A 19,360-nucleotide genomic window follows, 5' to 3' on the forward strand; every position below is an offset into this window, starting at 1 on the left:
CTCCTCCCCTCCCTCCAACGGCGCTCAGCGATCGCCGGACGAACCGGCCGCGCCACCCGCCCCCTGGGCCATGGCCGCCGCCATGGCGGCGGCGCGTCGGCTCTCCAACACCGCCTTGCGGAAGGTGGGGTGCGCCAGCAGCCGGTCGGCCAGCTCCCGGGCGGCCCGCCGCGGGTCGCTGCCGTCGATCATCACCGTGTCCCGCTTCCGCTCCGGCGGGGTGAAGGACTTGGCCACGATGGTGGGCGACCCCAGCAGCCCCACCTCGGTGCGGTCGAGCCCCAGGGTCTCGCGGTTCCAGACGATGGGCTTGTGCCGCGCCGCCCGCAGCATGCCGGGCAGGGAGGCGTAGCGCAGCTCGTTGAGCTCCTTCTCGACGGTCAGCAGGGCGGGCAGCGTCGAGCGCACCACCTGGCGGCCGCCCTCCACCTTGCGCTCGACCACGATGTAGCGCCCCTGGGGGTTGACCTCCCGGATGCGGATCACGTAGGTCAGCACCGGGATGTCCAGGCGCGCGGCGATCCCCGGCCCGACCTGCCCCGTGTCGCCGTCGATGGTCTGCCGGCCGCAGCAGATCAGGTCCACGGGCCCGAACTCCCGTTCGATGCGCCGGATGGCCTCGGCGAGGACCCGGCTGGTGGCGAAGGTGTCCGCGCCGGCCATCGCCCGGTCGCTGACCAGGATGGTGCGGTCGGCCCCCACCGCCACCGCCTCCTTGAGCGACTGCTCGAAGAAGGGGGGGCCCATGCTGACCACCGTCACCTCGCCGCCGAACTGGTCCTTGATCTGCAGGGCCGCCTCCAGGGCGTGGACGTCGTAGGGGTTGATGATCGAGGTCACGCCCTGGCGCACCAGGGTGCCCGTCTTGGGGTTGATGCGCATCTCGGAGCTGTCGGGCACCTGCTTGAGGCAGACCACCACGTGCATGCTCCCACCGCCCTTTCCCGCCCGGTGCTGCGCCGTCTCCCATCCGCGCGGCGCGGCTTGCGGGCTGGCCGGGTCCGCCCGGCTGGCGGAGACCGCCGCGCAGCGCGGCCCGCCGGTGGGGACGGCCGGCCTACTTTGTGATACGGTTCACATGTTGGCCTAGAGATTGCTCCCACGTCACCGCCGAGGGACCCGCGCCGCCGCCCGCGGCTCCGTCCCCAGAGGGGTTCGCCATCGTGCCGACGAAGCCTTCACCGTGCAACTTGGTTTGCCTTGGTTTGCCACAACGTGCGATACCCGTCGGTTCGCCTCGTTCGCCACGACGTGCGATCCGTTGGCTCGCCACCCTCAATCCCACTGTATGCCTCTTCGCGGTGGGTTTCAATGCGATCCCGTCTTCGCCGTGGATCGGCGCGGGGACCCGCCGGTTTCGCGCCGCCGGCCTTGGTGTCGCGCCTACAGGCGACGGCGCAGGCGTGGATCCGCGGGCGCGCCGGGGATGCGCCCGCGCTTGGCGACCGGCCGGCCGGCCACCTCTTTGATGTCCATGGTCATGTCCACCGGCGGCGCGGCGGCGACGTAGCTGCCGACGCCGAAGGCATCGGCGCCCGCGGCCTTCAGCGGCGGGATGCGCTCGGGGGTGATGCCGCCCGACACGAACACCCTGACGTGCCCGAAGCCGGCCTGGGCGAGCCGGGCCTTGACCTCGCGGACCAGGCCGGGGGTGACGCCGCCCCGCTCCGACGGCGTGTCGAGCCGCACCGCCGCCAGCCGACGGCCCATGGCCGCCGCCACCCGCACGGCTTCCACCGCCTCGTCCTGGAAGGTGTCCACCAGCACCACCCGACCCTCCTGGGGCGGGAACACCCGGTCCGCCGCCTCGGCCACCGTCAGCGTGTCGCCGGCGATCAGCATCACCGCGTGGGGCAGCGTGCCCACGGGGTCCCGTCCCGCCAGCCGGGCGCCCAGGATGCAGCTGGCGCCGTCCATGCCGCCGACCACGGCGGCCCGCTCCATGACCGGCGCCACGGCGGGGTGGACGTGCCGGGCGCCGAAGCAGATCACCGGCGTCTCCCCAGCCGCCTCCTTCACCTGCCGGGCGGCCGTAGCCCACCCGGTGGCCGAGGCGAGCATGCCGAGCAGCGCCGTCTCGTACAGGCCGAAGGCGCCGTACGGTCCCTGGATGCGCAGCACCACCTGGCCGGCCTCCACCGGTTGCCCCTCGTCGGCGGCCCAGACCGCCACCGGCAGCCCGCGGAGCAGCTCCAGGACCTCCTCCACGCCGCAGAGGATCCCCGCCCGGTTGGCGAAGACGTCCGCCGTCACCGGCGTGTCCAGGGCCCCCAGGTGGCGGAGCACCTCGTAGGTCTTGACGAAGTAGACGTCGGTGGTCGCGCCGCGCCGGATCTCCTCGTGGGTCGCCGAGTGCAGCCGCCCCGGGCCGGGGCGCACCGCGTCCAGCGTCGCGAAGGAGTCGACGCGGCCCTGCGTCGCCGGGGTCTCGGGTTCACCGGCCGATGCCATGGTCGCCCACGCCTCCCTCGTCCCGGCCGCCCCTTGGGGCCGGGGCCGGTTCGTCCCCGTCCGCCGACAGGCCCGCCGCCTCCCGCAGGGCCCGGACCTCGGCACGGGTCAACGGCCGCCAGCGGCCCGGCGCCAGGCGGCCCAATCGCAACGGTCCCACGGCCACCCGCACCAGCCGCACCACGTCCCAGCCCACCGCCCGGCACATGCGCCGGACCTGGCGCTTGCGGCCCTCCCGCAACACCACCTCGACCCACCCGCCCCCGGGGCGCCGGCGCAGGATGCGGGCGGCCCGGGCGCGGGCCGGCCCGTCGTCCAGCAGCACCCCGTCCCGCAGCCGGCGCAGGCGCCGGGCCTCCAGCGGGCCGCGCACCAGCACGTGGTAGACCTTGTCCACCTCGTGGCGCGGGTGGGTCAGGGCGAAGGTCAGCTCGCCGTCGTCGGTGAGCAGCAGCAGGCCCTCGCTGTCGACGTCCAGCCGGCCCACGGGATGCAGACCCGCGAGCCCCACCCGGCGGCAGAAGTCGCCCACGCTGGGACGCCCCTGGGGATCGCGCAGCGTGGTCACCATGCCCCGCGGCTTGTGGAAGAGCACGTACCGCTTGCGGGCCAGGCGCCGGGGCAGATCGCCCAGAGGGCGCCCGTCGATGGCGATCACGTCCCGCTCCGGGTCCGCCCGCGTCCCCAGCACGGCGGGCCGGCCGTTGACGGTGACGCGGCCGGCGGCGATCCACGCCTCCGCCCGCCGCCGGGAGGCGATCCCGGCGCGGGACAGCAGCTTCTGCAGTCGCTCGGCGGGCACCGGTCAGACCTCCACGCGGAAGACGGCCTCCACCTCGACGGCGGCATCCAGGGGCAGCTCCGCCACCCCCACCGCCGAGCGCGCGTGGCGTCCGCGCTCGCCGAACACCTGCCCGAGCAGCTCCGAGGCGCCGTTGACCACCTGCGGCTGCCCGGTGAAGCCGGGGGCGCTGTTGACGAACCCGACCACCTTGACCACGCGCACCACGCGGTCCAGCGAGCCGGCGACCGCCCGCACCACGGCCAGGGCGTTCAGGGCGCAGAGGCGCGCGGCGGCGTAGCCGTCGTCCGGCGTGACGTCACGGCCCACCTTGCCGCGGTAGAGCACCTGCCCCTCGCGCAGGGGCAGCTGTCCCGACACGTAGAGCCACCCGTCCTCCAGCACGCCGGGCACGTAGGCAGCCACCGGCGGCGCCACGGGCGGAAGCGCGAGGCCGAGTTCCTCCAAGCGGCGTTCGAAGGACAACGGACCCCCTCCTTCCCCTCCTCCCCTCTATATTGGCCTCCCCTGCCAGACCCGTCCACGGGCGCCGACGGGCGCCACCGGGGGCGGGATGGCGCCGGCCGGCTCGGTGGGCAGGCGGGGGGTCTCGCCAGCGCCCGGCCGGGCTGCGGTCCCGGGCGGAGGGATGCGGCGCGCGCCGTCGGCCCGGAGAACCCCGCCCGCGGTCCCGCGCGGAGGGACGCAGCCCGCGGCGTCGGCCGGAGGAGCCCGGCCCGCGACGCCGTGGGGAGGAACGCAGCCGGCGGCGCCGTGGAGAGGGATGCGGCTGCGGGCGCCGGCCGGAGCGACGCGGCCCGCGGTACCGGGGGGAGGGACGCGGCGCGGGACGCCGTGGGCAGGACGCGGCCTGCGGCGCCATGGGGAGGGACGCGGCGCCGGGTCCCGCACGGAGGAACCCCCCGTGCCGTCGGCCGGGAGCGCGACGTGCGGCCCGCCGGCCGGGGCGCGCCTCCGCCGGCCGGCGCCCGCGTCGCCCGGCCGTCAGCCGAAGAGGGCGCGGACCAGCAGCACCGAGGTGAGGATGCCGACGGCATCGGCGATCAGGCCGACGGGCAGGGCGTGGCGCGAGGCGCGGATGCACACGGACCCGAAGTAGACGGTGAGGATGTAGAAGGTGGTGTCGGTGCTCCCCTGCATGACGGTGGCGAGCCGGCCGATGTACGAGTCCGGCCCGTGCTGGCGCACCAGGTCGGCCATCAGGCCGAAGGCGCCGCCCCCGGAGAGGGGCCGGACCAGGGCGAGGGGGAGGACCTCCCCCGGCATGCCCAGGGGGCGCAGGAGGGGTTCGGCCAGGTGGACCAGCAGCGCCATGGCGCCCGACTCGCGGAAGGCGGTGATGGCCGCCAGGATCGCCACCAGGTAGGGGATGATCTGCACCCCGATCCAGAAGCCGTCCTTGGCCCCCTCGACGAAGGCCTCGTACACCCGGACGCCGCGGAGGAACCCGTAGATGGGGATCCCCACCAGGAGGGCCGGGATCGACCAGGTCGAGAGGAGCTGGACCAGTTCCCATACCACGGATCGCGCCCCCTCCGGCGGCCCCCTCCCCCCGGTCAGGCGGGGCCCGGGCCGGACGGGTCCGGCGGCGGGGCGGCCGGCGACGCGTCGCAGCGGCGCGGGGCGTCACCGCCGGGCCCGGAGGCTCCCGCGGCCCCGTCCACCGCCCCCGGGTGCGGGGCGTCCGCGGTGTCCGCACCGGGCGGCGGGGGCGGCACGGGGGCCAGGGGCCGCAGGAGCCGATCGGCCGCCAGGGCGGTCACGGTGGCCACGGTGCTGGCGAGCAGCGTGGGCCCCACGATCTCGGCGGGATTGGCCGACCCGGCCGCCGCCCGCACGGCGATGACGGTGGCCGGCACCAGGGTGACGCCCGAGGTGGTCAGCGCCAGGAAGGTCACCATGGCGTCGGAGGCGGCGTGCTTGTGCGGGTTGATGCGCTGCAGCTCCTGCATCGCCTTGAGCCCCAGGGGCGTGGCCGCCGGCCCGACGCCCAGCAGGTTCGCGCTGACGCTCATCACCACGGCCCCCAGGGCGGGATCCCCCGGCGGGATGGTCGGGAAGATCCGGCGCATCAGGGGTTGGAGCCCGCGGGCCACCGCCGTCACCAGGCCGGCCTCCTCGGCGATCTTCATCAGGCCGAGCCACAGGGAGGTGACGCCGAGGAAGCCGATGACCGTCTCCACCGCCAGCTGCGTCGAGGCCATGACGGCCTCGGTGACCTGCTCGACGCGCCCCGTGGCGGCGGCCACGGCCAACCCCACGATCAGCAGCCCCAGCCAGATCAGGTCGAGCACGCCGGTCCCCTCCCCCGTCGCCCGCGGGTCCGGCGGCTGGCGCGGCCGGGCTCCGGACCCCCGTCAATCCCTATGCGGCCGGGGGCGGGCCCATCCCGCCCGCCAGCGCTGCCGCACGACGGGCATGCGGCACGGCGGCACCGACCGTCGTGCCGCGCCGCGGGGGCCCCGTCGCGCCGCGGGAGGCCCCGTCGCGCCGCGACGCGGGGCCCCTCTGGACGGGCGGCCGGCGCCCTCGCAGGCACGGACGCGGACCGTCAGCCCGCGACCGGGGCGGGGATCGTCGCCCGGCGACCGGCGGGCGGATCGTCGCTTCGCTACCGTCACCAGGCGCCGCACGGCCCTACCGCGGCGCCGGCCCCCGGGCTCCCGCCCGGGGCGGGGAGGGCTACGGCCTGGCGCGGCGGGGCGGCCCGTCGGGCCGGTTCGTCCCCCTAACCGGAGCCCATCCAGGCCAGGGTGCGCCGGCGCACCCGTTCCATGAAGGCCGCCAGCTCGTTGCCGAAGCGTTCGAACCGCGCCGCCATCTCGGCGTCGTCCCGGGAGGAGAGGGTGATCTCGGCGATGCGCGCCTCGATGGACTTCTCCCGGTCCAGGCTGCGCAGGATCAGGTCGATCTCGCCGATCACCTGGCGGAACAGGTTGATCTTCTCATCCAGGAGGCGCAGGATGTACTCCTCGATGGTGCGGCGGGCGTAGAGGTTGAAGACCCGCACGGACTCCGCCCGCTGTCCCAGGCGGTGGACGCGGCCGATGCGCTGCTCGACCCGCATGGGGTTCCAGGGCAGGTCGTAGTTGACCACGTTGCGGCAGAACTGCAGGTTGACCCCCTGTCCGCCGCACTCGGTGCTGATCAGCACCCGCGCGCCCCGCCGGAAGCGGGCGGTGGCGGCGTCCCGCTCCGCCGCCCCCATGGCCCCGTGGTAGACCACGGTCTCGATCCCCGCCCGGCGCAGGCGCCGGGCCAGGTAGTCCTGGGTGGCGCGGAACTCGGTGAAGACCACCACCGGCTCGTCCAGCCGGTGGATCAGCCGCTCCAGCATCTGGGCCTTGTGGTTCTCGTCCACCTGGCGGGCCAGCTCGCGCACGCGGGTCCAGGCCAGCGACTGCCACCCCTCGCTGCCCGCCAGCCGTTCCAGGGTGGCGCGCAGGGCGTGGGAGCTGGAGCAGACCTCGCGCTGCAGGGTGAGCAGCGGGAGCACCGTGCCGTGGTACAGCCGGCGCTCGGCGTACTCCTCGCGCACCGCCCGCAGGACGGCCTCGTAGAGCTCGCGCTCCTCGGGGAAGGGGTCCAGCCCGACCAGCTCCACCTCCCGGGCCGGGAAGGGCAGGTCCAGCTCGGCCCGCCGGTTGCGGATCATCACCCGGGCCAGCACCTGCTTGAGCTGCTGCGGGTCCTTGGGGGTCCGCTTGTCCAGGAGGAAGTTGCGCCAGAACTCGCTGTAGGACCCGAAGAGGTCCGGCCGCACCAGGCTCACCAGGCTGTAGAGCTCCGTCAGGTCGTTTTGCAGGGGGGTGGCGGAGAGCAGCAGCAGGTAGCGGGTCGCGAGCCCGCGGACGAAGGCGTGGGCCTGGGTGTTGCGATTCTTCAGCTTGTGGGCCTCGTCCACGATCACCAGGTCCCAGGGGCGCGCCTGGAGGATGCGGCGCTGCTCGTCCCGCTTGGCCAGGTCGAGGGAGGTCACGATCCGCTCGGCGCGCTGGAGGGCCGCTCCCCGCGGGTTGACGGCCAGGGGGAGGGCGAACTTGTCCCGGAACTCCGCGGCCCACTGGCTGACCAGCGGCGTGGGAACCAGCACCAGCACGCGGCGGATGCCGTGGCGCGCCATGAGCTCGCGGGTGACCAGCCCGGCTTCGATGGTCTTGCCGAGGCCGACCTCGTCGGCCAGGATGGCCCGGCCCCCCAGGTCCTCCACCGCGCGCCGGGCGGCCTCGATCTGGTATCCCAGGTAGTGCACGCCCCGGCGCTCCCAGAGCCGTCGCAGCTCCGGCCAGCAGGCGAGGGCCATGCCCGTCACCTCCTCCGCGGGCCGGGTCCCGACCCGGATCCCCAAGCCGCCGGCACCGAGCGTCCGCGGCCTACACGGGGCTGGGCAGCCGGCCCGCTCCCACGTCCAGGCCGAGCCGGCGGCAGGCCGGGGTCAGGGAGCGGCGGCTGGCCGCGGCCCGCGCCCAGAGATCGCCCACGGCGCGCAACCGCGCCGGCGCCGTGCGCAGGTTCCAGGCGGCGGGCTCGACGCCGCGCTCCAGCTCCTCCCACGTCACCGGCATGGACACCGGCGCACCCGGCCGCGGCCGGGGACCGTAGACCGTGACCAGCGTCTTGCCCTTGCCGTTCTGCAGCACGTCCAGGTAGACCGTGGCCGGGGGCCGCCGGGCCACCGCCCGCACGGTGGTGACCAGGTCGGGCCGCAGCCGCTGGACCACCGCCGCCACCCGCCGCGCGAACGCGGTGACCACGGGATAAGGATGCTCCGGGATGACCGGGACGAACACGTGCAGGCCCGTGGCCCCCGACGTCTTCGCATAGGCGTCCAGGTCCAGGGCGGCCAGCACGTGGCGGACCAGGCGCCCCACCTCGACGGCCATGGCGAAGGTGGCCCCGGGACCGGGGTCCAGGTCGAAGACCACCCAGTCCGGACGGTCGGGGTGCCCGATGGTGGACAGCCACGGATGGATCTCGATGGCCGCCTGCTGGCCCAGCCACGCCAGGGTGGCCGGTTCGTCCGCCAGGAGGAACCGGATGGTGCGGCCCTCCCGGGTTCGGTAGGGCCAGGTGCGTACCCACGGCGGCGTCCCGGGCGGCGCGTCCTTCTGGTAGAATCCCGGGGCCTGGGCCCCGTCGGGGTAGCGGGTACAGACCAGCGGCCGGTCGCGCAGGTGCGGCAGGAGATACGGCGCCACGCGCACCCAGTAGTCGATCAGATCCGCCTTGGTCAGCCCGGCGTCGGGCCAGAGCAGCCGGTCCAGGTGGGAGAGCTCCAGCGTTCGACCGGCCACCTGCACCCGCAGCCGTTCTCCCGGCATGGGATCGGCCCTCCCCCGCCTCCCGGCCGCGGGCCGCACGCCGTGCCCCGCGCCGGCGACCGCCTCGGCGCCGCCCGGCGCGGCCCGCCGCGGGCGGGCCGGGGCTGGGAAGGGGACGCCGTCACCCCCGCCTCCGGCCCGGGGATGCCGCCGCGGGGGCGCTGGGGCCGGCGTCAGCCGTCCTCCCCTCGCTCGCGGGGGTTCCCTCCGGGGAGGTCCTCCCCGCGCTCGCGAGGGCTCGCTCCGGGGCGCCCGCGGGGGCTCCCTCCGGGGAGGCCTCGCCCTCGCCCAAGGGGGCCGTCGCCAGGACCGTCCGGGTCGCGGCCCGCGGCCGGGTGACCCGCGTCGGCGGGCAGCCGGCAGTCCCGCGGCGCCCGGTCGTCGCGCCAGCGCCGGAAGACGGGGTGCCGCAGGTGCCCCTGGGGCGTCCAGTGCAGGTAGGTCACCTCGCACACCAGGCTGGGCTCGACCCAGACCACCGGCCGGTGGCGGGCGCGCGCCGGCACCGTGGCGAAGGGGCAGGTGGCCCGCGGGCGGAGGCGTCCCAGCAAGTGGCGGATCGCCTCGCCGCCGAGGCCCGTGCTGACGTCGCCCACGTAGTGCAGCGCCCCGTCCGGACCGTAGAGCCCCAGGAGCAGGGTCCCCACCCCGGCCGCCCGGCCTCCGGGCACCACCCCGCCCACCACCGCCTCCAGCTCCCGTTCCGCCTTGATCTTCTGCCAGTGGTCGGTGCGCCATCCCGGCAAATAGGGGCTGTCCAGGCGCTTGGCCACCACGCCCTCCAGCCCCTGGTCGCGGACGCGGGCGAACAACGCCTCGCCCTGGCCCTCGACGCCGCGGGAGAGAGCGACGCCGGGCGCCGACCCCTGGGGGAAGAGGCGCTCCAGGCGGTGGACGCGGTCGGCCAGCGGGCGGCGAAGCCAGACCTCGCCGCCGAGCCCGAGGAGGTCGAAGACGACGAACAGCGCCGGAGCGATGGCGGCGGACCGGTCGCGGGCCGCGCCGGCCGCCGCGCGCACCCCTCCGGCCCGACGTTGGAGGGCGGCGAAGGAGGGCCGCCCGGCCACCAGGGCGACGATCTCCCCGTCCAAGACCGCGGCCGCCGGCAGCAGGCGGTGGAGGCCGGCCAGCTCGGGGAATCGCGGCGCCAGGTCGTGGCCGTGGCGGGACTGGAGGAAGGTGCGTCCCAGGACGGGGTCGGCGAAGGCCAGGCAGCGATACCCGTCCCACTTGACCTCGAAGCGGTAGGCCGGCGAGGAGAAGGGCGCGGGGGCCCGGCGGGCCAGCATCGGCGGCAGCCGGCCCGGGCACCAGAGCTCGTGCCACGTCCGCGGGATGGGCGGCCCTCCGCCCGCCACGGTCAGCCCCCCTCTGGCGCGACCCGGCGGCACGTCCGGCCCGACGGCCCGGCGGGCGACGCCGGCCGCCGGGACAGGGCGAGCCTCAGCGGACCGGGGCGCCCGCGCCCCGGCGGCCCTCCAGCTGCTCCAGGCTCGCCCGCAGCGCTTCCATGAGGTCGACCACCGGGGCCGGCTCGGGCGGCGCCACCACCGCCTCCTGCCCCTGGAGCTTGCGCTGGACCACCGTCAACAGGGCCTCCCGGTACCGGTCGCGGTAGCGGTCGGGATCGAAGCGGGTCGTCAGCCGGTCGATCAGGTGCAGCGCCAGCTCGAGCTCGCGGTCGTCCACCGCCCCGTCCCCGCCGGTGCGGGCTGCGACGGGGGAGGCCGGGCGCCCGTCGGCCTCCGCCGGCCGCCCGGCGGCCGTCCCATCGACGGCGGCGCCATCCGGCGGCGGGCCGCTCGGGGCGGCGCCGGGCCAGCCGTCGGGACGCAGGGGGGCGGAACCCGCAGCGGTCACGGCGGGCGGCCGCCCTTGCCCGTCATGCCCGGGGGCCGGTCCCCCGTCGGCCGGACCCCCCGGGCCCGCTGCTCGCGCGCCGCCGGGCGCGACGTCCGCCCCCGCCGGCACCGACGTCTCCGGGGGGCCCAGGGCGGCGAAGGCCGGCAGCGCCTCCAGCGGCCGGATCTCGTCGGGATAGGCCATGGCCACCAGGGCCAGCGCCCGCTGGCGGAAGGTGCGCAGGCAGGCCAGGGTCTCCTTGTTCCGCAGGGCGACCTTGGCGATGGCCACGCGGCCCCGCAGGTCCATGGCCCGGCGCAGCAGGCGGTAGGCCTTGCCGCCGCCCTCGGCGGGCTCGAGGTAGTACGTGCGCTGGAAGTAGATCGGGTCGATGGCCTCGCCCTGGACGAAGTCCAGGATCTCGATGGCCCGGGCGGTGGGCAGGGGCAGGCGGGCCAGGTCCTCGTCGGTGATCAGGACGAACCGGTCCGGGGCGTACTCGTACCCCCGCGCCAGCTCCTCCGCGGCCACCTCCACGTCGCAACGGGGGCACCAGCGGCGGTAGCGGATGGGCGTCCCGCACCGCTGGTGCAGCTGGCGGAAGCGGACCGCCTTCTCCTCCACCGCCAGGTACATGCGCACGGGGATGTTGACGAGGCCGAAGCTGATCACGCCCCGCCAGAGGCTGCGCACCGGCCATCTCCCCTTCCCCGCGCCCCGACCCCGGCCGGCATCCATCCCCGGCCTGCGCCGGTGCCCTCACCGCCCGGCCCGACGCCTGGCAGCCCGGCGCCCTCCGGCGCCAGCGGCGGCTAGTCCAGGGGCGGCGACTCGTCCCCCACCGCGCCCGCCGACCAGCCGGTTCGCTCCAGGGGGCGCGTCGCGGCGTCCCCGGGGCGCGCCCGGGATCCCATGGCGCCGGTGCCGGGTCCGGGCCGCTGGCCCTGCGGCCCGGCGAGCGGCGCCCCCGGCACGGCGGGCGACCCCGACGCCCCGGCGCCGGCCGCCGTGCGGCCGCCCGGGGCGGAGGCTCCGCCCGGGACCGTCCCGTCTCGTCCCGACCAGAAACGGCGGACCCGATCCAGGACCTCCGGGGCCGCATCGATGATGCGGTCCAGGAAGGCGCCCTCGGCCACCGGGAGCAGCCGCACCCGACCCTGTCCCACCACGAGGAATCCCACCGGCTGGACGCTCACCCCCGCCCCGCTGCCTCCCGCGAAGGGCCAGGCGGCGTCGCCTGCCTCGGTGCGCCGCGGCTCCCGGCCGTACTCGCCGCCGCCGGCGACGAAGCCGACGGAGACGCGGGAGACGGGCACGATGACCGTGCCGTCCTTGGCCTCCACCGCGTCGCCGACGACGGTGTTGACGTCCACCATCTGCTTGAGGCTCTCCATCGCCGTGTGCATCAAGCCCTGGATGGGATGCTCGCCCAACCCCTCGACCCCCCTGCCCTGCAGCGCCGCCTGCGCGTCCGACCCCGCCGGTCCCCGCGGGCCCCGCCGGTGGCGGGTGGGCCGTGGGGCCGTCAAGGCCGTGCGGCCGTCAAGGTTGCGCGCCCGGCCTCCGCGGCCCCCGGCGCGGGCCGGCAGCGGGGGCCGCCGGCGGCCTCCGGGAGCGGAGCGCCCAGGCGGCGCTCATAGTCTCCCAAAGCGGCAGGCGGGCGATGCACTCCAGCTCCAGGGCCCAGGCGTGCCGGCCAAAGGCCGGTTCGACCCGAACGTCGACGGGGCCGGTGGCGCGACGCCCGGCGACGGCCGCGGCGGCGGCGCCGGTCAGCGCCCAGAGGCTGCCGGCCAGCCAAGCCGTGGCCGCGGCGTCGACGACGCCCGCCACGATGCGCAGGGAGAGGCGCCGGATCTCCCAGCGGTCCCCGGCCAGGAGCCGTCGCCACGGGTGGCTCGCGGCCGGCCCGCCGGCGGCCGCCGCGCCCGGCGCCGGCCTCAGGTGGAGGATCCGCGTCCCCCGCCGTCGCCCGTCCCGGGCGGGTGGCCGAAGGGGGCCGACCCCGGGCAGGTGCACCGAGTGCCGGCGCCGCAGGGGGCCGGGGAGCCGGCCGGTGATCCAGGCGCGGTAGGCGAGGCGCGGCCAGCCGACCATGAGCGCTGCCGTCAACCGCCGACCGCGCCAGCGGACCCGCAGTCGCAGGGGCAGGAGGGGCCGGTGCAGGATCCAGCGCACGGCGATGGCCAGGGCGAGGGCCAGGGTGGCGGCGGCCAGCCCGGAGCGGCCCATGGGAGCACCTCCGCCCGCTAGGATGCCCCAGGGCCGGGCGTGGACGTCCCCCCATCGGGCGGGGTCCCCGGCGTCGCGCCGCGTTCGTCCAGCGACGGCGCGTCCGGCGGGACGAAGGCGCTGGGGGGCGGCAGCTCGCTCAGGTCCTTGAGGCCGAACATCTGCAGGAAGAGGGGCGTGGTCCCGTACAGGATCGGGCGGCCGGGCGCGTCCTTGCGGCCGACCTCGCGGATCAGCCCGCGCTCCAGCAGCGTCCGCAGGCCGGCCTCCGACTGGACGCCGCGGATGGCCTCGATCTCCGCCCGGGTCACCGGCTGGCGGTAGGCGACGATGGCCAGCGTCTCCAGGGCCGCGCGCGAGAGCGCCTGGCGCCGCGGCTGCAGGAGCTCCTCCACCGCGCGCCGGTACTCCCGCCGGGTCACCAGCTGCCAGCCGCCGGCCACCTCGACCAGTTCGATCCCGCGCCCAGGCGCCCGGCAGGCCTCGGCCAGCTCGGCCAGCGCCTCCCGCACCACCCCTTCGCCGACGCCCAGGATGCGGGCCATGCGGGCCACGGAGAGCGGCTCGCCGGCGACGAAGAGCAGGGCCTCCACGGCGCCCCGGATCGGTTCCACCGTCAAGCCGGCGTCCCCCCTGGGGCCGCCTCCTCCGCCGCCGGGGCCGCGCCGGTCTCGCCGCCGCTCTCCCGCTCCGCGCCGGCACCGCGCCGTCCGCCCCGCTCCTCCCCGCCCGCGGGCTCGGCCCGGACCCCCTCGGCGGGGTAGAGCACGATCTCGCCGAAGGCGCGGTCCTGCCGCACCCGCACCCGCCCCTGGCGGATCAGCTCCAGCAGGGCTAGGAAGGTGACCACCACCTCCAGCCGGGTGGCGCGGCCGGAGAAGCAGGCGCGAAAGGTGACGGGGCCCGCGGTGGCGGCCAGCAGCCGCAGGATGGCGTCCATCTGCTGGGCCACCGTCACCTCCTCCGGCTCCACCACCACCTCGGGCGTCTCGCGCGCGGCGGCGAGCACGGTGGCGAAGGCGCGGACCAGGTCCTCCAGGGTCACCCCCTCGAGGCCGCTCAGCTCGCCGGCCAGCGGTTCGATGGCCTCGGCCAGCCGCGGATAGCGTCCGCCGTGCTGCTCCGCCAGCTGGCTCAGATAGCGGGCGGCCTCCTTGTACCGGCGGTACTCCAGCAGCCGGCGCACCAGCTCCTCGCGCGGGTCCGGCTCCTCGGCGGCCTCCTCCTCCTGGGCGCGCGGCTCCGGCGGCAGCAGCATCCGCGCCTTGATCTCGATGAGCTGGGCGGCCAGCACGACGAACTCGCTGGTCACCTCCAGGTCCAGCCGGCGCATGGCCTCCAGGTGCTCCAGGTACTGCTCGGTGATGCGGGCGATGGGGATGTCGTGGATGTCGATCTCCTGCCTCTCGATCAGCTGCAGCAGCAGGTCCAGCGGCCCCTCGAACCGGTCGAGCCGTACGGTGTACGCCATGCCGACTCCTCCCCGCCGCCCGGGCCTCCGCCCGGGCCGCTCACCGGCCTCCCGCCATGGCCGCGGCCAGGCCCGCCAGGCCGTCCATCACCAGGGCGGCCAACGGGTGGAGCACCAGATCCAGGGTGTGGGTCACCAACAGCAGCATGAGCAACAGCCATCCGTAGGACTCCAGCGCATCGAGCCAGCCGCCGCTGCGCCCCAGGAGCGCGCGCAGGACCCGGGAGCCGTCCAGCGGCGGGATGGGGATGAGGTTGAACACCGCCAGGTAGACGTTGATGATGGCGACGTACCGCACCGCCACCCCGACCAGTCCCGTCGGCTCCCAGAGGTCCGCGATGACGAAGGTCGCGAACGCCAGGGCGAGATTGGTCGCCGGACCGGCCGCCGCCACCAGCGCCATGCCGGCCAGGGGGTTGCGGAAGTGCCACGGGTTCACGGGCACGGGCTTCGCCCAGCCGAAGCCGAAGAGCACCAGCAGCAGGGTGCCGATGGGATCCAGGTGGGCCAGGGGATCGAGGGTCAGGCGTCCGGCTGCCCGGGGCGTCGGATCGCCCAGGTGGTGGGCCACGCGGGCGTGGGCGTACTCATGCAGCACCAGCGCCAGGAGCAGGCCCGGCGCGGCGATCAGGAGTCCCAAGGGGTCGAACAGGCCCGACACGGGCAACGCTCCCCGCTCCGGACCGGCCCCAGGCGCGGCCCCCGCCGGCGCGCGGCGGCCGCGGCCGGCCCGCACTGGGGCGAAGCGCGCCCTTCGCATCGACGGCACCGCCCGGCCGGCCCGGCAGTCTGGCTCGAGTCTAGCCAAGGGCCGCGCCGGGGGTCAAGGTCGCGGGTCGCCGGTGCCCGGGCGCCACCCGGTCACGCCGGCTGGGGGCCGCCCGCCTCGCCCCCCTCCACCGGGCGGGGGAAGGTGCGCTCGCGGGCGACCCGCACCGTCATCGGCTGGCGCAGCAGCATGCGGACCAGCGCCCGCCCGTCGAAGGGCACCAGCGGCCACAGGTAGGGCACGCCGAAGGACCGCGTGCTGAGCAGGAGGACGAAGGACGCCAGGATGCCCAGCAAGAACCCCGGGACGCCCAGCGTCCCCGCCAGGATCAGCAGCCCCACCCGCAACAGGCGGAAGGCCTGGGCCAGCTCGACGCTCGGCGTGGCGAAGGTGCCCAGCGCCGCCAGCGCGATGTAGAGGATGGCCTCGTTGGTGAACAGGCCCACCTGCACGGCCAGCTGGCCGATGAGGACGGCACCGATGATGCCGAGGGAGGTGGAGAGGGCTTCGGGCGTGTGGATCAGGGCCAGGCGGATGAGCTCGATGCCGACCTCGCCGAGGATGAACTGCCATTCCAGGTCGATGCCCGCCGGCTTCCGCGGACCCAGGATGGCCAGCCAGTCCCGGGGCAGCCCGGTCAGCCGGTCCTTGTCCAGGACCAGGGCGACCCACAGGGCGGGCCCGAACCACGCCAGCAGCACCCCGGCGTAGCGGATCAGCCGCACCCAGGTGCCCACGGTGGCGTTCTCGTGGAACTCCTCGGCGTGCTGCAGGTGGTGGAACAGCGTGGTGGGCAGGATGATGGCCGACGGGCTGGTGTCCACCAGGATCAGGACGTGCCCTTCGATCAGGTGGACCGCGGCCACGTCGGGCCGCTCGGTGAAGCGCACCAGCGGGAACGGGTTCCACCAGCGCCGGGGCCCGACCAGGTGCTCCACCACGGCGGACTCGGCCATGGGGATGGCGTCGGTCTCGACCCGCTGCAGCCGCTGGCGCACCGCCTCCACCAGCCCGGGGTCCGCCACGTCCTTGAGGTAGACCAGGGCGACGTCGGTGCGCGAGCGTCGGCCGACGTGGACGACCTCCGCCCGGAACTGCGGATCCCGCAGCCGCCGCCGGATCAGGGCGGTATTGTAGACCAGCGTCTCGGTGAACCCGTCGTGGGGGCCGCGCAGCACCTTCTCCAGGGCCGGCTCCGCGATGCCCCGGCTGGGATAGGTGCGGACGTCGATCAGGTAGGCGCGATCGACGCCATCGACCAGCAGCGCCACGGGTCCCATCAGCACCTTCTCCACCACGTCGTCTAGGGTCTGGGCCGGATCCACCTCCAGGTAGCCGATGCCCTCGACGAACACCTGGGTGAACCACAGGCGGTCGTCCTCCCGGGCCGAGGGGTCGGGTTCGAAGACCGCCAGCGCCTGCATGATGCGCAGCAGCACGTCGGTCTTGACGAGGCCGTCGATGCCGATCAGCACGGCATCGCGGCCGGCGAACCGGGAGGGCTTGATCAGGACGTCGAAGCTCTCGCCCGCGCCCAGCACCCGCCGCAGGTACGCCAGGTTCGCCTCCAGCTCCCGTCGGATCGGGTGCCTGGACTCCCCGTGGTCGACGGCCGCGCGGATCGCCCCGGCCGCCCCGGCGGGTTCCGGTGCGGACGAACCGGCCCCTTCCCGCATGGCTCCGCCCTCCCCTCGCGTGCGTTCCCCGGCCGCCGCCGGCTTCGTCTGGCGCGTCGGCTACCCCTTCGGGTTGAACAGCAGGGCCGTCAGGAGGCCGCCGAGGATGGCCACCGTCAGGCCGAGGGCCGTCGCGCCGAGGCCGCCGGCCAGGATGCCGCCCAGGCCCCGGCTCGCCCCCTGGAGGGCGCCCTCGACCAGCGCGAACCCGAAACCCGGCAGCGGGATGGTCGCCCCGGCGCCGGCCAGTTCCACCAGCGGCCGGTAGAGGCCCAGCCCGCCGGCCACGGCGCCCAGGACGACGAACAGCACCATCACGTGCCCCTGGGTGAAGCGCGGTGGCGTCAGGTCCAGCACCAGCTGGGCCAGGGTGCAGAGCAGGCCCCCGACGACGAACGCCAGGAGATAGCTCACGATCCGTTCCCCCTCGAAGCGGCCTCGCCCGACGGGTCCTGGTTGGGGGCGCCGGGGGCGGTGCCGCCGGCCGGGGTGCCGCGGCCGTCGCCCGCGGCGGGGCGACCGTCGGCGGGCGCGGCGTCCTCGACCTCCAGCGCCACCGCGTGGGCGACGGTAGGGAGGGTGTCCCCCTGCTTGTAGGTCGTGGTGCTGTGCAGGCAGCCGGTGCACACCAGCAGCACCCGGCGCAGGTCGCCCTGCTGCATGCGCCGGAGCAGGTACCCCGCGGTCACCATGCCGGAACAGGCGGTGCCGCTGCCTCCCGCGTAGACGCCCTGGGACGCGTCGTAGAGCATGATGCCGCAGTCGGCCAGCACGCCCTCGGCGTCGTACCCCTGTTCGCGCAGTAGTTCCACCAACAGCCGGTGGCCGTAACGGGCCAGGTCGCCGGTGACGATCAGGTCGTAGTCGCCGGGACGCCGGCCGGTGTCCGCCAGGTGCTGGCGGATGGTGTCGGCCGCGGCCGGTGCCATGGCCGATCCCATGTCGAAGGGGTCGGTCAGGCCCATGTCGATGACCCGGCCGAAGGTGGCGTGGGTGACGCTCACCCAGCGCCCGGGGCGGCCGCGGGCGGGCCGATCTGCCGCGGCGTCCGCGGCTGGTGGCCGGCCGGCCTGCCCGGCGGCCGGCCGACGGCTCGCACGGCCTGCCGTCGCCCGCCGCTCCGCCGGCCCGTCGCCGGGGCCAGGGCCCGGGGTGGCCGCCAGGACGGCCGCCGCCGCGCCCGTGGCCGTCCACTGCGCGGTGGCGGGCCGCTGGTTGCCGAGCTCCGTCGGGAAGCGATACTGCCGTTCGGCGGCGTCGTGGTGGCTCGACGTGGTGCACAGCACCCGCCCGGCGTAGCCGGCGTCGGCCAAGGCCGCGCCGAGGCCCAGGGCGGCGGCCCACGTGGCGCAGGCCGCGAAGAGGCCGAGGAAGGGGATGTCCAGCTCGGCCGCGGTGAAATTGGCGCACGTCAACTGGTTCATCAGGTCGCCGGCCAGATGGAGGTCGATGTCCGCCGGTTCCAGCCCCGCCTTCTCCAGGGCCAGGACCGCCGCGTCCAGGCACATGCGCCGCTCCGCGTGCTCCCAGGACCGCTGGCCCAGCAGGCGGTCGGGATAGGTCCGATCCCAGTAGGCCCCCAGGGGGCCCTGGGCCTCCTTGGGGCCGGCCACCGCGGCGGCGGCCAGGATGCGGGGGCGGCTGGGAAAGACCAGGGTCTGCTGTCCGATGCGGCGGTCCTGGTGCCGGGGGGCCGCGGCGCCGGGGCGCGGGCCGCGCCCCTTCTCCAGCAGGTTGGCGACGGCGGTCAGCGATGCCATGGATCGGTCCCCCTTGCCTTCCGGACCCGGATCGCCGCGGGCGACCCGACCTCTCCGCCGCCCCGGGGCCCGCTTTCCCACCGCCCCGGGGCGATCCGGGCTCCCCACCGCCGCGGCCGCGCGGGCGACCCCGCGGCCGCGCCGGGCCGCGGGGTCGGCCGGGCCGGTGGCGCAGCGCCCGGGCGGTCCCGATTCGCCCCCGCGGCGCCTAGGGCGCCCCCAGGGTCGCCCGGGCGCCGCCCAGCCAGGTGGCCAGCCCGGCCACCACCGTGGCCGCGGCGATCCCGTAGACGATCACCGGACCCGCGATCTGGAAGATGCGCGCGCCGAGGCCCAGCACCCATCCCTCCCGCTTGAACTCCATCGCCGCCGAGCCGATGGAGTTGGCGAAGCCGGTGATGGGCAGGAAGGCGCCCATGCCGCCGATCCGGCCCAGGTCGTCGTAGACCCCCATGCCCGTGAGCAGGAGGCCGATCAGGATGAACACCGCCGCCGTCCAGGCGGTGGCCTCCGTGGCGGGCAGGCCGGCGTTCTTCAGCAGGTTGAGCACCACCTGGCCGGCGGTGCAGATGGTCCCGCCGACGAGGAAGGCCATCAGCGCATTGCGGGCGATGGGCTTGGGGGGCAGGATGCGGCGGACGGCCTGCTGGTATTCCTGGGTCTGCTGCTGGCTCGCCTTGGCCATGGGTCTTCCCCGCGGAGCCGGCGCGGCGCGTCAGGCGCCGCGCCGGCTGTTGTCGACCTTGAAGGCCACCTTGACGTTGGCCTTCCACTCCACGACGCGGCCGTTGTCGACGTTGGCCGTCAGGTTGCACACCTCGACGCCGGAGACGTGGTCCAGCGTGCGGCACGCCTCCGCCACGGCGTTGTTGACCGCATCCGTCCAGTCCTTGGTGGACTCGCCGACCAGCTCGATGACCTTGACCACGTCCGCCACGTCCATCCTCCTCCGTTGGCGCCCACGGGACCGCCACGGGGGACGAGCCCGCCGGGCGGCGCCGGGCCTGCGCCGTTGGGTCCGGGATTCCGCTGCTAG

Annotated in this window: 20 protein-coding genes; all 20 read right to left on the reverse strand. The window is 75.9% G+C overall.

Going from position 1 to position 19,360, the window contains the following annotated elements:
* Positions 1 to 24: 24 nt before the first annotated feature.
* Positions 25 to 927 carry an electron transfer flavoprotein subunit beta/FixA family protein gene (locus tag E1B22_RS09270; protein ID WP_135225427.1) on the reverse strand — a complete coding sequence of 301 codons (903 nt, stop codon included), beginning with the start codon at positions 925 to 927 and terminating at the stop codon, positions 25 to 27.
* 456 nt (positions 928 to 1,383) lie between these two features.
* Positions 1,384 to 2,451 carry a nicotinate phosphoribosyltransferase gene (locus tag E1B22_RS09275; RefSeq protein ID WP_135225428.1) on the reverse strand — a complete coding sequence of 356 codons (1,068 nt, stop codon included), beginning with the start codon at positions 2,449 to 2,451 and terminating at the stop codon, positions 1,384 to 1,386.
* Positions 2,435 to 3,253, reverse strand: coding sequence for a pseudouridine synthase (locus E1B22_RS09280; protein ID WP_135225429.1), 819 nt, complete (start codon positions 3,251 to 3,253; stop codon positions 2,435 to 2,437). The genes E1B22_RS09275 and E1B22_RS09280 overlap by 17 nt, the downstream gene beginning before the upstream one ends.
* Positions 3,254 to 3,256: 3 nt before the next feature.
* Entirely contained in the window at positions 3,257 to 3,718 is a 462-nt protein-coding gene (locus tag E1B22_RS09285; RefSeq protein WP_135225430.1) for a RidA family protein, read from the reverse strand.
* Positions 3,719 to 4,237: 519 nt separating this feature from the next.
* Positions 4,238 to 4,774 carry a spore maturation protein gene (locus E1B22_RS09290; protein WP_135225431.1) on the reverse strand — a complete coding sequence of 179 codons (537 nt, stop codon included), beginning with the start codon at positions 4,772 to 4,774 and terminating at the stop codon, positions 4,238 to 4,240.
* 35 nt (positions 4,775 to 4,809) lie between these two features.
* Positions 4,810 to 5,547 carry a nucleoside recognition domain-containing protein gene (locus tag E1B22_RS09295; protein ID WP_135225432.1) on the reverse strand — a complete coding sequence of 246 codons (738 nt, stop codon included), beginning with the start codon at positions 5,545 to 5,547 and terminating at the stop codon, positions 4,810 to 4,812.
* A 434-nt stretch (positions 5,548 to 5,981) separates the two neighbouring features.
* The gene (locus E1B22_RS09300) at positions 5,982 to 7,556 is read right to left on the reverse strand and encodes a DEAD/DEAH box helicase (RefSeq protein WP_135225433.1); all 1,575 of its coding nucleotides are present in this window, start codon (positions 7,554 to 7,556) and stop codon (positions 5,982 to 5,984) included.
* 70 nt (positions 7,557 to 7,626) lie between these two features.
* Positions 7,627 to 8,574, reverse strand: a complete 948-nt coding sequence (gene ligD, locus E1B22_RS09305; protein ID WP_135225434.1) for a non-homologous end-joining DNA ligase — start codon at positions 8,572 to 8,574, stop codon at positions 7,627 to 7,629.
* A gap of 173 nt (positions 8,575 to 8,747) precedes the next feature.
* The gene (gene ligD, locus E1B22_RS09310; RefSeq protein ID WP_135225435.1) at positions 8,748 to 9,932 is read right to left on the reverse strand and encodes a non-homologous end-joining DNA ligase; all 1,185 of its coding nucleotides are present in this window, start codon (positions 9,930 to 9,932) and stop codon (positions 8,748 to 8,750) included.
* A gap of 85 nt (positions 9,933 to 10,017) precedes the next feature.
* A complete protein-coding gene (locus E1B22_RS09315) occupies positions 10,018 to 11,109 on the reverse strand; it encodes a Ku protein (RefSeq protein ID WP_135225436.1) in 1,092 nt (363 codons plus the stop codon).
* Between the two features lie 119 nt (positions 11,110 to 11,228).
* The gene (ytfJ, locus tag E1B22_RS14120; protein ID WP_135225437.1) at positions 11,229 to 11,849 is read right to left on the reverse strand and encodes a GerW family sporulation protein; all 621 of its coding nucleotides are present in this window, start codon (positions 11,847 to 11,849) and stop codon (positions 11,229 to 11,231) included.
* 109 nt (positions 11,850 to 11,958) lie between these two features.
* Positions 11,959 to 12,648 carry a hypothetical protein gene (locus tag E1B22_RS09325; RefSeq protein WP_135225438.1) on the reverse strand — a complete coding sequence of 230 codons (690 nt, stop codon included), beginning with the start codon at positions 12,646 to 12,648 and terminating at the stop codon, positions 11,959 to 11,961.
* Positions 12,649 to 12,665: 17 nt separating this feature from the next.
* The gene (gene scpB, locus E1B22_RS09330; protein ID WP_243123869.1) at positions 12,666 to 13,262 is read right to left on the reverse strand and encodes an SMC-Scp complex subunit ScpB; all 597 of its coding nucleotides are present in this window, start codon (positions 13,260 to 13,262) and stop codon (positions 12,666 to 12,668) included.
* Between the two features lie 2 nt (positions 13,263 to 13,264).
* Complete coding sequence (locus tag E1B22_RS09335; RefSeq protein ID WP_135225440.1) at positions 13,265 to 14,119, reverse strand: ScpA family protein; 855 nt, start codon at positions 14,117 to 14,119, stop codon at positions 13,265 to 13,267.
* 40 nt (positions 14,120 to 14,159) lie between these two features.
* A complete protein-coding gene (locus E1B22_RS09340; protein ID WP_243123870.1) occupies positions 14,160 to 14,780 on the reverse strand; it encodes a site-2 protease family protein in 621 nt (206 codons plus the stop codon).
* Between the two features lie 200 nt (positions 14,781 to 14,980).
* A complete protein-coding gene (locus tag E1B22_RS09345) occupies positions 14,981 to 16,564 on the reverse strand; it encodes a spore germination protein (protein ID WP_135225442.1) in 1,584 nt (527 codons plus the stop codon).
* Positions 16,565 to 16,624: 60 nt separating this feature from the next.
* A complete protein-coding gene (locus E1B22_RS09350) occupies positions 16,625 to 16,978 on the reverse strand; it encodes a SpoVA/SpoVAEb family sporulation membrane protein (protein ID WP_135225443.1) in 354 nt (117 codons plus the stop codon).
* On the reverse strand, positions 16,975 to 18,324 hold the full coding sequence (locus E1B22_RS09355) for a stage V sporulation protein AE (protein ID WP_135225444.1): 1,350 nt from the start codon (positions 18,322 to 18,324) through the stop codon (positions 16,975 to 16,977). Before E1B22_RS09355 ends, E1B22_RS09350 begins: the two co-directional genes overlap by 4 nt.
* A gap of 208 nt (positions 18,325 to 18,532) precedes the next feature.
* Positions 18,533 to 19,009 (reverse strand): SpoVA/SpoVAEb family sporulation membrane protein, encoded by a 477-nt coding sequence (locus E1B22_RS09360; RefSeq protein ID WP_135225445.1) that lies wholly within the window; start codon positions 19,007 to 19,009, stop codon positions 18,533 to 18,535.
* Positions 19,010 to 19,039: 30 nt separating this feature from the next.
* Positions 19,040 to 19,267 (reverse strand): dodecin family protein, encoded by a 228-nt coding sequence (locus tag E1B22_RS09365; protein ID WP_135225446.1) that lies wholly within the window; start codon positions 19,265 to 19,267, stop codon positions 19,040 to 19,042.
* Positions 19,268 to 19,360 lie beyond the last annotated feature (93 nt).

Source organism: Thermaerobacter sp. FW80 (assembly GCF_004634385.1).
GTDB lineage: Bacteria > Bacillota > Sulfobacillia > Thermaerobacterales > Thermaerobacteraceae > Thermaerobacter > Thermaerobacter composti.